At 53.0% G+C, this 14,342-nt stretch carries 16 protein-coding genes; 1 reads left to right on the plus strand and 15 read right to left on the minus strand.

All coding sequences use genetic code 11. The features are described from left to right. Positions 1 to 69: 69 nt before the first annotated feature. The 15 genes from EAS44_RS01965 to yhhT all read right to left on the minus strand — a co-directional run bounded on the left by EAS44_RS01965 (position 70) and on the right by yhhT (position 12,993). Positions 70 to 921 carry a class II aldolase gene (locus tag EAS44_RS01965; protein WP_001131791.1) on the minus strand — a complete coding sequence of 284 codons (852 nt, stop codon included), beginning with the start codon at positions 919 to 921 and terminating at the stop codon, positions 70 to 72. 31 nt (positions 922 to 952) lie between these two features. Then, complete coding sequence (locus EAS44_RS01970; protein WP_000949581.1) at positions 953 to 1,222, minus strand: HPr family phosphocarrier protein; 270 nt, start codon at positions 1,220 to 1,222, stop codon at positions 953 to 955. Continuing rightward, positions 1,212 to 2,720 (minus strand): FGGY-family carbohydrate kinase, encoded by a 1,509-nt coding sequence (locus EAS44_RS01975; RefSeq protein WP_001332160.1) that lies wholly within the window; start codon positions 2,718 to 2,720, stop codon positions 1,212 to 1,214. Before EAS44_RS01975 ends, EAS44_RS01970 begins: the two co-directional genes overlap by 11 nt. Then, positions 2,713 to 4,071, minus strand: a complete 1,359-nt coding sequence (locus EAS44_RS01980; protein WP_001306345.1) for a PTS galactitol transporter subunit IIC — start codon at positions 4,069 to 4,071, stop codon at positions 2,713 to 2,715. The genes EAS44_RS01975 and EAS44_RS01980 overlap by 8 nt, the downstream gene beginning before the upstream one ends. 76 nt (positions 4,072 to 4,147) lie before the next feature. Beyond that, the gene (locus EAS44_RS01985; protein ID WP_000084021.1) at positions 4,148 to 4,429 is read right to left on the minus strand and encodes a PTS sugar transporter subunit IIB; all 282 of its coding nucleotides are present in this window, start codon (positions 4,427 to 4,429) and stop codon (positions 4,148 to 4,150) included. After that, the gene (locus tag EAS44_RS01990) at positions 4,426 to 4,899 is read right to left on the minus strand and encodes a PTS sugar transporter subunit IIA (protein ID WP_001161647.1); all 474 of its coding nucleotides are present in this window, start codon (positions 4,897 to 4,899) and stop codon (positions 4,426 to 4,428) included. The genes EAS44_RS01985 and EAS44_RS01990 overlap by 4 nt, the downstream gene beginning before the upstream one ends. A gap of 24 nt (positions 4,900 to 4,923) precedes the next feature. Continuing rightward, positions 4,924 to 5,670, minus strand: a complete 747-nt coding sequence (locus EAS44_RS01995) for a GntR family transcriptional regulator (protein ID WP_001332161.1) — start codon at positions 5,668 to 5,670, stop codon at positions 4,924 to 4,926. A 198-nt stretch (positions 5,671 to 5,868) separates the two neighbouring features. Further along, the gene (gene nikR / locus EAS44_RS02000; RefSeq protein WP_001190062.1) at positions 5,869 to 6,270 is read right to left on the minus strand and encodes a nickel-responsive transcriptional regulator NikR; all 402 of its coding nucleotides are present in this window, start codon (positions 6,268 to 6,270) and stop codon (positions 5,869 to 5,871) included. Positions 6,271 to 6,275: 5 nt separating this feature from the next. Further along, a complete protein-coding gene (nikE, locus tag EAS44_RS02005; protein ID WP_000173679.1) occupies positions 6,276 to 7,082 on the minus strand; it encodes a nickel import ATP-binding protein NikE in 807 nt (268 codons plus the stop codon). Continuing rightward, positions 7,079 to 7,843 carry a nickel import ATP-binding protein NikD gene (gene nikD, locus EAS44_RS02010; RefSeq protein WP_001136232.1) on the minus strand — a complete coding sequence of 255 codons (765 nt, stop codon included), beginning with the start codon at positions 7,841 to 7,843 and terminating at the stop codon, positions 7,079 to 7,081. The genes nikE and nikD overlap by 4 nt, the downstream gene beginning before the upstream one ends. Then, complete coding sequence (nikC, locus tag EAS44_RS02015) at positions 7,843 to 8,676, minus strand: nickel ABC transporter permease subunit NikC (protein WP_001008954.1); 834 nt, start codon at positions 8,674 to 8,676, stop codon at positions 7,843 to 7,845. The genes nikD and nikC overlap by 1 nt, the downstream gene beginning before the upstream one ends. After that, positions 8,673 to 9,617, minus strand: coding sequence for a nickel ABC transporter permease subunit NikB (gene nikB, locus EAS44_RS02020; protein ID WP_000947074.1), 945 nt, complete (start codon positions 9,615 to 9,617; stop codon positions 8,673 to 8,675). The genes nikC and nikB overlap by 4 nt, the downstream gene beginning before the upstream one ends. Further along, positions 9,617 to 11,191, minus strand: a complete 1,575-nt coding sequence (gene nikA, locus EAS44_RS02025) for a nickel ABC transporter substrate-binding protein (protein ID WP_000493122.1) — start codon at positions 11,189 to 11,191, stop codon at positions 9,617 to 9,619. Before nikA ends, nikB begins: the two co-directional genes overlap by 1 nt. A 110-nt stretch (positions 11,192 to 11,301) precedes the next feature. After that, positions 11,302 to 11,889 carry a 4'-phosphopantetheinyl transferase AcpT gene (acpT, locus tag EAS44_RS02030; protein ID WP_000285789.1) on the minus strand — a complete coding sequence of 196 codons (588 nt, stop codon included), beginning with the start codon at positions 11,887 to 11,889 and terminating at the stop codon, positions 11,302 to 11,304. Between the two features lie 54 nt (positions 11,890 to 11,943). Further along, a complete protein-coding gene (yhhT, locus tag EAS44_RS02035; RefSeq protein ID WP_001297987.1) occupies positions 11,944 to 12,993 on the minus strand; it encodes an AI-2E family transporter in 1,050 nt (349 codons plus the stop codon). Between the two features lie 98 nt (positions 12,994 to 13,091). On the opposite strand from yhhT, the gene yhhS reads away from it, so the two are divergent. Continuing rightward, complete coding sequence (yhhS, locus tag EAS44_RS02040) at positions 13,092 to 14,342, plus strand: MFS transporter (RefSeq protein WP_001298004.1); 1,251 nt, start codon at positions 13,092 to 13,094, stop codon at positions 14,340 to 14,342.

Genomic DNA, 14,342 nt, shown 5'->3' on the forward strand with positions numbered 1-14,342 from the left:
TGGTGCAATTTATTGAATTTTAGTGGTTTTGTAGGCCGGATAAGGCGTCACGCCGCATCCGGCGAAGATTTACTTACCCAACCGATGCCCCTCATTCATCATCAGGATTTTGCTATACACATCTTCCTCGACGGCGTTTTTTGCTGATGCCATCACCCGTGCCAGATTCGCCTCGTTGTGATTATTCACATACGCTTTGCCGACTGCGGTGATAAACGCTTTGCGCAGATCGCTGGCGATATTCACTTTAGCGACGCGATAATTAACGAAACTGCGTAATATCTCCGGGGCGATACCGGAGCCGCCGTGAATAACCAGCGGCACCGGGCTGACTTCGGCAATGCGCTTCAGCAGGGGGATATCGATCCGCGGTATATCGTCCAGGCCATGAACGTTACCAATAGAAACTGCCAGCATGTCGCAACCGGTGCGTTCGACAAAGGTCTTCACCTTTTCCGGTTCCGTTTTGCAATCGGCTTCGCTGACGTGATCGTCTTCTTTGCCGAGAATCGCCCCCAGCTCCGCTTCAACCGGTACGCCATAGGATTTACAGAAATCGACAGCTTCCTGGGTGAAAGCGATATTCTCTTCAAAAGAGAATGCGGCACCGTCAATCATGACCGAGGTAAAGCCCGCGCGCACCGCCTGTTTAACATCCTCCTGAGTTTTCCCGTGATCAAGATGAAGACTGACCGGAACATCCATTTTATCAGCGTGACGTTTCACGATTTCATAAATGTAATCGTATCCCGACAGTTGTGCATTGGTGGGCGCAATCTGAATGAAGTTGGGTAATCCTGAACGCTCAATGGCGTTTAAAATTGAAATCGTTGTCTCCAGATTGGTGGTATTAAATGCGCCCGCTAATACCCGTTTTTCCTGAATGCGGTCGAGCAGTATCCGTCCATTAACTAATGGCATATTGAAAACCTCATCTTTTAATATCAGTTAATTATTCAGCTTCACCGAAGCGGTCGCGAAATAAGGTAGTGAGAGTTTGTATTGCCTCGTTTTCATCATCACCTTCGCAGCGTATTTCCACCGTTTTTCCGCCTTTTATTCCGGCGCGCATAATATTCATCATGCTGGTGGCATTAATATCATTACCTTCATAGTGCAGCGTCACTTTACAGCTATATTTTTTGGCGGCTTTCGCCAGACAGGCCGCCGGACGTGCATGCAGGCCAGTACTGTTTCTGACTTCCACGGTTTTACTCAACATAGTGCTCCTCCCGATGATGTAATGGCATCACGCCTTCTTGCTGTAATTTCAACTGATACCAGCTTTTCCATTTGTGCTGATAACGCTGTAATTGATGGTATCTCGCCCGATTCGGTAACAAACGTTGGGCTATGGTGACTTGCGGCGGTGGAATATCCGGTGCGGCGGTTAATAATGCTCCGACAGAAACCGCCTCGTTAAATGCAATTGCTTCAACCGGACGCTGTAAAATATCCGCCTTTAATTGCAGCCAAAGGGGATTATGGGTTGCCGGACCTATCACTTTTAACGCGCTGGTGCCGGGCACATTAAAACAGGCGAAGCAGTTGGCAAATTCCATGGTTAATCCCAGTGAGACGCTGGCAATTAACATATCGATATTTAACGTATCGCCAAGCCCATAAAATAATCCTCGGGTATGGCGATTTTTATAGGGCGAACCCGAACCGCGAAGATGCGGAATAAAAACGGGAATGTCATCGAGCGACCAGTTCCCCGCCAGGTAATCCGCATACCCACGATTGAGCGACACGGCGATCTCCTCATCGGTTAGCCGGAACGTGTTACGCAGCCACTCCAGCGCGAAACCGCCCACGGGCAGAGAAGCAAACAGGGTGAACTGGTTGGCAAGCGAGTAACAGCCGTTTGCCAGCTTGTCACGTTTGGCCTGTTCATCCAGCGTCGGTTGTGTATCCAGTTGCAGAATGCCTTCCGTGGTGCCCGTCGAGTTAAGGATATCGCCCGGCATCATCTGCAACGCCCGCGCACCCACCATATGGTCATGTCCGGCCAGCGTCACGCTGACCGATTGCGAGAACCCAAGCGTTTTGCAGAGCGACTCACTGACCCATCCGGCGTGCTCACCTGGCTGCAACAATGGCGCAAATGCTGAACAGGGAACGTGTAACAACGCCGCCGCTTTCGCTGACCATTCGCCTTTGCGCACGTCCAGACACAGTGTACGGCTGGCTAAGGTGATATCCGTTCGCTGTTCGCCAGTCAGCCGCCAGAGCAGCACTTCCGGTGCATGTAGCCAGCGCAGGCCGCGACGATTGCGCAGCGGATAATGCTCCAGCAACCAACGCATTTTGAAGGCAGAGTAATTGCTGTGCAGTGGTAACCCGCAAATGTCATAAAGTGCCGCACTGTCTGCCTCGCTAAGCGTTGCCAGATACTCTTCACCGCGACGGTCATACCATGCCAGCATTGGCGTCAGAATCTCGCCATGTTTGTCAAGAAACACCCCTGACTCGCCAAAACTGGCAATGCTGATCCGCCTGACTGGCAGCGGCGAAGCGGCGTTCAGTTGCGCTATCGCCTGGCGGACCTCCTGCCAGAGGGCGTCGATATCGAAATCGACATTGCCCTGTGGGGAGATCTGTTTTGCCGTCACGAATTTATGCGCGCCCAACGTCGTTGCGTCCAGGCAGGAAAAGCAGGTGACTTTGCAATTGGTGGTGCCAATATCGATAACGATAGCTGCGCTGTTATCAGGCATAAACCGTGCTCCGCGTCATTCGGAAAATACCATACAGTACCAGGGCGATAACCGGCACCAGACCAATGGCGATGAGATTGCCGTTGAAGATTTCCAGCAGCCAGAAGCGGAACGGGTTACCGCCATCAAGGAAACTGGAGACCTGGCCGCTGGAGCCTTCGGCAAATTTGAAATTAACGTCTTTCGCCATTCCGGTAATAAACGGCGCGATTTTAGTCGCAATCCACAGATCGGCAATAATCACCGGAATCGCCGCCAGAACGGTGCGGAAAATGTTGCCACGGCTGGCTAAAGCAATCATCGACGCCATTACCGCCAGGTTGGCAAGGTCCCCAAGCGGCAGGACTTCATTACCCGGAAGGACAAACGCGATAAAGACCGAGATTGGCGTCAGCAGCAGGGCGGTGGAGATAATCGCCGGGTTACCTACGGCAACGGCGATATCCAGGCCGATATAGAGATCGTCACGGTCAGGGTATTTGGCATTGAGATACTTTTTAATGGCTTCAGACAGCGGTAATAAACCTTCCATCAGAATGCGAACCATGCGTGGCAGGATGAACATCACACCGCCAATGCTGATGCCAAGCAGCAAGACTTTTTTGAAATCGTATCCGGCAATTACGCCGAGCAGAATGCCCAGAATAGTACCAACCATCATCGGTTCGCCGAATATGCCAAACTTTTTCTGTACGGTTTCCGGATCGATATGAATACGATTGAGGCCGGGGATATGGTCGATGATTTTGTCGACCAACAGACCGACCGGAAAGAACACCACCGAAGAGAGCGTCGGCAAAGAGATCCCTTCCAGGCCAAAGTATTTTTGTACCAGTGGCGCAGACCAGTCGGCGAGTTTAAGTACTACCACCGCAGCAATCGCCGCTGCCAGCAAACCAAAGAACAGGCTGCCGGTGCTGTAATAAACCAGCGTACCGGCAAGGGCAAAATGCCAGTAGTTCCACATATCTACGTCAACGGTGCGGGTTTTATTTAACGCCAGCATCGCCACGTTAATCAGAATAGTCAGGGGAATAACAAACGGGGCAATTGGCGAACCCCATGTAATAGCGGAAAGCGGCGGCCAGCCTAAATCCACCACCGGTAAATTAATTCCGGTGCGTTCAACCATCGCCTGGGCCGCTGGCCCGACATTGCTGGTAAGAATATCGAAAATGGCATAAATACCGACAAAACCAATGCCGACCGTTAATGACGAACGTAAGGCTTTAGCGGGTTTTACTTTAAAAAAGAGAGCAAGAATAAATAACACCAACGGCAACATTACCGTGGGACCAAATCCCAATATATATTGCACAATATTATAGAGGGTATGCGCGATATCGTTCATAATAAACCTCTTTTTCAGGCGAGAGCGCACCTCGCGTTAGCGCCTGATGGAGTGGGTTGAAATTAATTATTATTAATTACTTTTTAAGGATCGAAACAATTTGCGCCAGTACTTTCTCTTCGCCAATACCGGTAATAATCGGCAAGCCGTTAACCACCGGGACGTCGAGTTCATAAGGCACTTTAGTCGTTGAGACTACCAGTGCTACGCCGTCAGTATTTCCAGGTAAAGAGGCAACGTTGGTTTGGGAATAATTGACGTTAAGACCGTGCTCTTTACAATATTCCATGACTTTTTCTGTTACTGCCGTGGATGTGGCAATACCCGTGGCGCAGACAAATAAAATGGTTTGACTCATATTTCACCTCGTTCTTTCATTTTGTTTAAGATTGCTGTGTGTATTTCTGTTGTTTCCATCGTAAGCAGGGCGCGCATAAAGGGCGTATCCTGAATCATCTCCATAATCCAGCCCAGGGCATTTAATTGTTTATTACTTTCGCCTAAGGCGAGCAAAAAAATCACCCTGACAGGTACGGGATCAGAGTCGCCGCCCATATCGGCAAACACTACCGGTTCCGGCAGGATACCGACGGCAATTGCATTGTGCCTGACATGTTTATGGTCCGTGTGCGGAATGGCGACACACGGTGGTTCGGTAGGCAGTCCCGTTGGGTACGTCGCCTCACGTTCCAGTACATGATCGGCAAAATCAGGGACCACCAGTTCGGCGGTAACCAACGGTTGCGCTAACTGATGGATGATCTGTTCAACGCTTAACCCTGCCGGAAGTCGTTGAATAAAATTTTCCTGAAACTGTATGCCTTGCATTTTATTCCTCTTAAAAAAGTGTACTTAACTCACTTCCCGCCGTTGCAGCACGGTGCCAAGATAGTATTTATTTCCTTTTAACCAGACGTTGCCAAACTCAACGGGTAATCCTCGGGAGAAAAAGACTAACTGCTCCAGATGCAAAACGGGTGCATCTTCACTGATATCTAAAAAATGACCGCGTTCATTACCAATTAATCGCGCGGCATAGCGACTTTCCGAGTAACGAATTTTTCTTTGCGACAAACTTTCTATTGTTGGAAATAAATTGTGTTGATTAAAATCGATTTCCACGATGCCGGGGCATAGCTCAATATTGATACGGTTCTCTATCAGCATCGCTTTTTCATCACCAATTGAACGTAAACGCTCAAGGTAAAGAATATCCTGACCGGGCGTTATTCTTAATTTCTCTGCCACATAACGATTAGCCGGTTCAATCCGTGACGTAATAACTTCAGTGGTAAAATGTATTTTCTGGCTTTCCAGCGATTCCGCGAATGACAATAATCCTTCACCTAACGGATATGCCACGTTCTCTTTTTTGACAAATGTTCCCTTCCCCTGGACCTGTATCAACACGCCTTCTTTTACCAGTTGGGCGACCGCTTTTTTAACGGTTCCCCGGCTCACTTCCAGCATATCCATAATCTGGTATTCCGAAGGAATGCGATCGTCTTCCACCAGATCCCCGGTATAAATACTTTCTCTTATCCACTCCACCGCTTGTTGATAGAGCGGTATTTGTGACGACTTACTCAATGATTTCATGGCGCGCACCTGAACATTTACAGTTGTCTATGGACAATCATGGACAACTTCAAGCGTATAGTAGGTGAACAGGCGAAAAAGAGGATCGAAGCGTCTCACATTTTAGGGGACCAAATCGTGATCAACAAAATGTGACGTGAGTCGATATTTGGCAGAAGTCTACTGCGCCGTCAGGAAATAACGGCGCGTTGGGAGGTGTTAATCTTCCTTCGGCAGGCACTGCAAATGCCCGTGCCGCACGCCGCGCTGGGCGATGACGTCATCGGCAAAATGCTGCACGTCGCCCATGTCACCTTTCAACACGGCGATTTCCAGACAGTCGTCGTGATTAATGTGCACATGCAGAGTAGCAACCGAGAGATCGTGGTGATGATGCTGGGTGGAGACAATACGGCTGGCTAAGTCACGTTTTTCGTGTTCATACACATACGACAGCACCGCGAAACCTTGTGTGCCGTGTTGTTGAGTGGCTTCCTGCGCCAGGGCGCTACGCAGAATATCGCGGATCGCCTCGGAACGGTTGTTATAACCACGACGCTGGCTCAGGCTGTCCAGCGTCTCCAGTAAATCGTCATCAAGCGTGATGGTGACTCGTTGCATTTGCGTTAAACCTTTTCTGTGGTGCGACGGCGCACGGGGAATGCGGGTAATACCGCGTTTTGTAGCACACGTCCGGCGTCAGAGGAAAAGGTTAATTTATCTCCCACCACCTGGGTTTCGACGATTTGTCCGTTGTCCATCACCATCACCCGCTGACAGAAGCGTTCCACCAGGCGTAAGTCGTGGGTGATGAACAGGCAGGCGGTGCCAAACTGTTGTTGCAGCTTTTTCAGCAGGCGAATGACGCCCGCTTGTAACACGAGATCAAGGTTCGAAACCGCTTCATCCAGAATCAGCAGTTTCGGTTCGACCGCCAGCGCGCGTGCCAGGCAGACACGCTGGAGCTGGCCGCCGCTTAACTGCGGTGGGCGTTTGTCGAGCACGCTGTCGTCGAGATCGACCGCCTTCAGCATTTCACTGGCGCGCGCCAGTTGTTCGGCTTTTTTCAGCGATAGCAGGTGGCGCATCGGTTCACGCAGGATCTCGCGCACGGTTTTGCGCGGATTCACGGCGCTGATGGAGTCCTGAAACACCATTTGAATATCACGGCGGAACGCTTTACGTTGCGCGCGATTGAGCTTCGCCAACGGTTCGCCGCGCCAGCTAATATTTCCCTGTGAGGGCGACTCTAACCCTACCAGCAGCCGCGCGAGGGTACTTTTTCCGCAGCCGCTGCGCCCCAGCAGGGCGACGGTTTCACCGCTTTTCAGGGCCAGGGAAACGTTATTCAGCACCGCCTGGTGTTGATGTTTGCCGCTAAATCCACCGTGCGCGTAGTGATGGGAAAGGTCGGAGACGTTAAGTAAAGTCATGATGCCAGCTCCATACCGTAGAGGGCGAGATGAGCGGAAACCAGGCTGCGCGTTACCGCATGTTTGGGGGCGTTAAACAGCGTTTCTACATCGCCCTGTTCAACAATCTTACCGTGAGACATTACCGCCACATCGTCTGCCAGACGCGCTACCACGCCCATATCATGGGTAACCAGCAGCATTCCCGGTGCTTGTTTTTGCATAATGCTTTCCAGCAGATCGAGGATGCGCGCCTGTGCTACCACGTCGAGATCGGTGGTCGGTTCATCGGCGATGATAAATGGTGATTCGCACAGCACCGCCATCGCAATCATCATGCGCTGCAACATGCCGCCGCTCATCTCGAACGGGTAGAGCTTCAGCACGCGCGCGGCGTTTTCCAGCCCCACCGCTTCTATGGCAGCGGTAAGCGTAGCGTCATCGGCGGGTTTCCCCAGCGCCAGGCAGGTTTCACGCGCGTGGGTGTGCATGGTGTGCAGCGGATTAAAGGCACTGCGCGGGTTCTGCATGATGGTGGCAATTTTGATTCCGCGCAGGGCGCAGGGAGAAACCGGTTTTCCATCGGCCAAAATTTCCCCCGCCGTCTGGCGAACGCCAGCAGGCAGAATGCCCAGCGTCGCGGCGCAGGTCAGCGACTTCCCGCTGCCACTACCGCCGACTAACGCCAGCACACGCCCACGTTGCAGGGTTAACGATACGCCGTGCACCAGCGGCTGCGCGGCCTGTAGCGCGATATTACGGAGCTCAATCTGTTGTGGCATTAGTGTGCGTGCTCCGTCACCAGATGAGGGTCCAGATGATCGCGCAGTGCGTCACCCACCAGGTTAAAGGCCATCACGCTGATAAACAGCGCCAGCCCCGGCCAGAACATTTGCAGCGGCTGGGTCCAGATATACTGACGTGCATCGTTAATCATCACGCCCCATTCGGCGGTCGGCGCGGTCACGCCGAGGCCGAGGAAGGACATCCCCGCGACGTGTAGCATCATATGACCGATATCCAGCGTCGCCAGCACCAGCAGCGAGGGGATCACCGCACCTGCCAGATGATCAATAAACACCCGCACATGGCCCGCGCCAGAAAGCCGTGATGCCAGCACAAACTCGCGCTGGCGCAGTGAAATCACCAGACTGCGCACCATGCGCGCGTACCATGCCCAGTGCGAAAGGGCGATAGCGATAATTACGTTGGTCAACCCGGTGCCAAGCACGCCGACCATAAAGAACGACAGAATCGAGGTTGGGAAGGTCATAAACATATCCGCGACGCGCATGGTGGCCTGATCAACGCGCCCGCCAATCAGCCCGGCGCTGCCGCCAATAATCAGCCCTAATGTCAGCACCAACAGCAGGCAGGCCATTACCGAGCCGAGCGACACGCGGGTCGCTGCCATCAGCCGCGAGAAAATATCGCGCCCTAAATGATCGGTGCCCAGCCAGTGCTGCGCATCCGGCGAGAGCAGGCGCGACGGCAAATCAATAGCCTGAGGGTCATACGGCAGCCACCACTGGCTGGTGAGCGCAATCAGCGCCAGCAGGGCGATAATGATCAGCGCCAGGCGAACCGACCAGCGGGAGGAGAGGAAAAAGTTCACGCGTGCGCTCCTTCATGACGACGAATACGCGGGTCCAGCGCGGCGTTGAGCAAATCGACAATCAAATTACAGACCACAAAAACCACCACCATCATCAGCGTAAAGCATTGGATCACCGGATAGTCACGGTTAAAAATCGCCGACACCGCATAGCGCCCGACGCCCGGCCAGGCAAAGATGTTTTCGATAATCATCGTCCCGCCAATCAGTTCGCCAATGTGCATCCCCACGGCAGTGATCATCGGCAGCGAGGCATTGCGCAGAATATGGCGGCGTTCGGTCTGTTTGTCGCTCAGACCACGCAGTCGTGCCCAGGTGACGTGACGCTGACCGGCGACGCCCAGCATACTGGCGCGCAGCAAACGCGCGTTAATCGCCAGCGACATAAAGGCGATGGATACCGCAGGCAAAATGATGTGCTGCCAGCCGCCGTAACCCATCGCGGGTAGCCATTGCAGATACACCGAAAACGCCATCACCAGTAAAAACGCCAGCCAGAAGTTAGGCATCGACACGCCGAGAAACGCGATGAAACGGACGGCGAAATCCGGCAGACGATCGCGATGGCGCGCCGCCCAGATACCGAGCGGCACGGAGGTGAGCAGAATTAATACCAGCGCCGCACCTGCAAGTTCCAGCGTGGCGGGCAGGAAATTCAGCATATCGTCCAGCACCGGGCGTTGGCTGGCGAATGAGATACCAAAGTCAAGATGCAGCGCCTTCCACAACCAGGTGCCGTACTGGACATACAGCGGCTGATCCAGCCCCAGCATGGTGCGGGTAGAGGCCAGCATCTCCGGCGTCGGCGGCAGGTTAGATAAACGCAAATAATCAAGCGCCGGGTCGCCGGTGCCGAGGCGCAGCATCAAAAAAATGATCACCGAGGCGGCGAGCACCATCGGGATCAGCAGCAGAAAGCGGCGTAATACATAACGCAACATTAAGGTTTCACCGGTTTAATCTGTTCGAACGGGATTTCGGTGGCGATCGGTGCGTAGGGGATGTTACCCAGTTCCGGTTTTGAAACCACCATCATTGAGATGTAACTGATAGGCAGATAAACCGCCTCGTCATGCAGACGGGTCAGAATGTCGCGATACAGCGCCTGACGTTGCGTTTCGTCATGGGTCGCCAGCACTTCGCCGATCTCTTTATCAATCAGCGGCTTGTCGGCTAAACCTTGCTGTGCCTGGAAGTCAGCGTGCGACGGTACGCGCATTGAACTCAGGAAGGCGTGTGGATCGTATGGCGCGCCCCAGGTGCGGTGGAAAATCATGCCAAAACGACCGTCGCGCTGACGAGCATAGATACTGCTCTCTTCTTCGCCAATCAGCGAGACATCTGCGCCAATCTGGCGCATATCAGCCTGAATGATTTCCGCCATCGATTTGCTTAACGCATCGGTGCCGATGAACGACAGTTCAATGCGCAGCGGCTGACCATTTTTCTCGCGGATGTCTTTGCCTGCAGGCAGCGTCCAACCGGCTTTTTCCAGCAACGCTTTCGCTTTCTGCGGATCGTACTGGCGCGGTTTCAGGCCGAGGTTGGCGTAGGGCACAGAAGGGGCAAACAGGGTGTCGGCGACCTGCTGGGTACCATACAACGCGTTATCAATCAGCGATTTTTTGTTCACCGCGTAATTAAGAGCTTCACGTACTGCCAGCTCGTTGGTGGGGGCTTTGGCGGTATTGAGCGCCAGCATCACGGTTTCGATCGGCTGTGACAGTTGAGTGTGGTAAGCCGGGTTCTGGCTAAAGCGGGCGAAGGTATCGAGCGGTAATAACCCTTCGTTTCCGTACAGCAGGTCGATATCGCCAGTTTCAAACGCCACCGCGCGGGTAGTCGGGTCCGGGATCACGTTAAAGGTGATCTTTTTAATCGCTGGCTTTTCGCCCCAGTAGTTTTCGTTACGGACGAAGACATCGTACTGATTCAGTTTCGATTCCTGTAAAACCCACGGCCCGGTGCCAATCGGCGCTTTAATTCCGTTCATGGTTTCGTGGTTTTTAAACTGCGAGGGTGCGATAAAACGGAAAGGACGGGGCAGGGCCAGTTCTTGCAGGAAAGGATAGTAGGCGCTTTTCAGGGTGATTTGCAGCTCGTTTTTGCTGAGTGCTTTGACATCAACAATCTGGTTTGCCAGCTCCAGCCAGGCGTGACGTTGACGGTTATCGAGCACTGCACGGAAGTTTTCTGCCGCCGCCTCTGCATCAAACGGTTCGCCGTTGGAGAATTTCACGTCATCACGCAGGGTGAAGGTCCAGGTTTTACCATCTTCTGAATGAGTCCAGCTTTTTGCCAGCCACGGGATCACCGAACCGTCTGCCTGATATTTCACCAGCGGTTCATAAACCATGCTCTGGGCGAACATTTGGTTAGGCGTGTAAAGGTGCGGGTTTAGTGGCCCGACATTCACCGGCCAGGCGGTGGTGATTTCATCTGGTGCAGCGGCATGGACGATAAAAGACGCACAAGCCAGCAGCGCAAATAGAGTGCGGCGGAGTGTAGAGAACATGGTAACCCCAATGGATTAAAATAGATGGCGGAAATAAGTATGACGATTTTAAGTATTCGTCATACTGATTACCTGTTCTGGATCAATAGATGGGCAGTCGGGTGGGCGGATCAGTTAACTGAATCGATCCATTGCACACTGTCGGCGGTGAGCGTAAAGGGGGTAGGGGTGCAGATCGCCAGGCTTAAATTTTCTAGCTGACAATGGCTGACTGACAGCGAGGAGTTATAGGTGCTGTCTACGCTGACGATTTGCCAGGCGCTGCCGCCACGCTGTTTAACGATGGCTTCTTTGCGCGTCCAGATGCGCCAGAACATTTCCAGTTGCTGATCAGGATGCACGGCGTCCATCTCGGCATGTTCCCCAAGGCTGAATACGGCGTTCGCCAGCCAGCGCCAGTTGGCGCGCGGGCGAATCACTTCGATATCGCAGCCGACTTCGCCTTCATCGCTCAACAGCAGGGCGATATCGTCACCGCTATGGCTTAAGTTGAACCATAGCGGCGTTTCCGGCGCGAATGCAGGTTTGCCTTGTTCGCCATAGATGATCTCCGGTAGCGGGGAAAGCGTGTGCGAAAGCAATGCACGCCCCGCCAGCCAGCGTTCACGTCGTGGACCTTGCGGTGCTTGCTCGCGTAAACCCGGTGGCAGAGGAGCTGCGCTTAAGGTCGAAACTTTCCCCAGAACTATCCGATACATATCAGGGCCAACGTTTAATGGAAAATGAAAGTGCGTATCGTAACACTTGTCGCCTCATCCCGGTAACCGACTTTTCGGTCTGCCTGGCCCCAGTAGAATCGCCAGTTTGCTGCCGCCTTTGGTGGTTTCCATCCAGATTTTACACACGCTGGTTAATGGCACCGAAAGTAGCATCCCTACCGGGCCGAGCAGCCATCCCCAAATTAACAATGAAAGAAATACCACCATGGTGGACATCCCCAGGCGATGGCCCATCATCCGTGGTTCTAAAATATTGCCGATGACCATATGGACCACTAAAAACAATGCGCCGACCAGAATACATTCGTAAATACCATTAAACAGCAGCACCTGAATCATTGGCGGTACGGCGGAAATTACCGCACCGATATTGGGCACGTAGTTGAGCAAAAACGCCAGTACTGCCCACATCAGCGCAAACTGCACCCCCATCAGCTCCAGCCCCAGCCAGACGATTATGCCTGTCCATAAACTGAGTAGCGTCTTTAACGCCAGATAATGCGAAACGCCTTTAAGTGCGCGGTGTAGTCCGGCGATGTGAATCTGTGGATTATTCAACGCGAAACGCATTTTGTAAGGGACGTGGCGCACTTCAAACAGCATAAAAACTACGGTCATCACCAGCAAAAGCACGCTCGCCATTGCCCCGGAAAGCCCGGTCATTAGCGCCGTGGTGAAGGTAACCACTTTTTCCGAGTCCATCCGCTGTAGTATTCGCTCCGGCGACATATGCAAATTAAGAAAAGGCAACATCTCCTGCAATTTAAAAAGTTTGCGCGTCAGCTCCTTATTAAACCTCGGCAGCATAGAGATAAATTCGTTAAACGATGCCGCCAGTACGCCGACCAGCGCGGTGAGTGCGATCAGCATCACCACAACCACAATCGTAATGGCAACGGGGCGTTGTACCCCCCGACGAATAAACCAGGTGACGAGCGGGTTGAGAACGATGGCAAAAAACAGCGCCAGTAATAGCTGCACAATGATATCTGCCGCTGCGTGAATGCCCGCGAGGATCACTACCAGCGAGGCCAACTTGAGCAGAATGTGCATGCCCGTTTTATCGGGTTGAGGGGTTTCCATTGGGGCTTCCTTGTGACTTTTTGTATTAAGTGTAGCGGGAGTCACGCCAGCAATATTCTGATTCTTACTGCTGTTTTTCACGTCAGCACATGGTAAAAATGAAACACTGTTGTAAAAATGTGGTGATCCTCATGCCCGAACCCGTAGCCGAACCCGCGCTAAACGGATTGCGCCTGAATTTGCGCATTGTCTCCATTGTCATGTTTAACTTCGCCAGCTACCTCACCATCGGGTTGCCGCTCGCTGTATTACCGGGCTATGTCCATGATGTAATGGGATTTAGTGCTTTCTGGGCAGGATTGGTTATCAGCCTGCAATATTTCGCCACCTTGCTGAGCCGTCCTCATGCCGGACGTTACGCCGATTTGCTGGGACCCAAAAAGATTGTCGTCTTCGGTTTATGCGGCTGCTTTTTGAGCGGTCTGGGATATCTGACGGCAGGATTAACCGCCAGTCTGCCCGTCATCAGCCTGTTATTACTGTGCCTGGGGCGCGTAATCCTTGGGATTGGACAAAGTTTTGCCGGAACGGGATCGACCCTGTGGGGCGTTGGCGTGGTTGGTTCGCTACATATCGGGCGGGTGATTTCGTGGAACGGTATTGTCACTTACGGGGCGATGGCGATGGGTGCGCCGTTAGGTGTCGTGTTTTATCACTGGGGCGGATTGCAGGCGTTAGCGTTAATCATTATGGGCGTGGCACTGGTAGCCATTTTGTTGGCGATCCCGCGTCCGACGGTAAAAGCCAGTAAAGGCAAACCGCTGCCGTTTCGTGCGGTGCTTGGGCGCGTCTGGCTGTACGGTATGGCGCTGGCACTGGCTTCCGCCGGATTTGGCGTTATCGCCACCTTTATCACGCTGTTTTATGACGCTAAAGGTTGGGACGGTGCGGCTTTCGCGCTGACGCTGTTTAGCTGTGCGTTTGTCGGTACGCGTTTGTTATTCCCTAACGGCATTAACCGTATCGGCGGCTTAAACGTGGCGATGATTTGCTTTAGCGTTGAGATAATCGGCCTGCTACTGGTTGGCGTGGCGACTATGCCGTGGATGGCGAAAATCGGCGTCTTACTGGCGGGGGCGGGGTTTTCGCTGGTGTTCCCTGCATTGGGCGTAGTGGCGGTAAAAGCGGTTCCGCAGCAAAATCAGGGGGCGGCGCTGGCAACTTACACCGTATTTATGGATTTATCGCTTGGCGTGACCGGACCACTGGCTGGGCTGGTGATGAGTTGGGCGGGCGTTCCGGTGATTTATCTGGCGGCGGCGGGACTGGTTGCAATCGCGTTATTACTGACGTGGCGATTAAAAAAACGGCCCCCGGTGGAAATACCTGAGGCCGCCTCATCATCTTAA

Source organism: Escherichia coli DSM 30083 = JCM 1649 = ATCC 11775 (assembly GCF_003697165.2).
GTDB lineage: Bacteria > Pseudomonadota > Gammaproteobacteria > Enterobacterales > Enterobacteriaceae > Escherichia > Escherichia coli.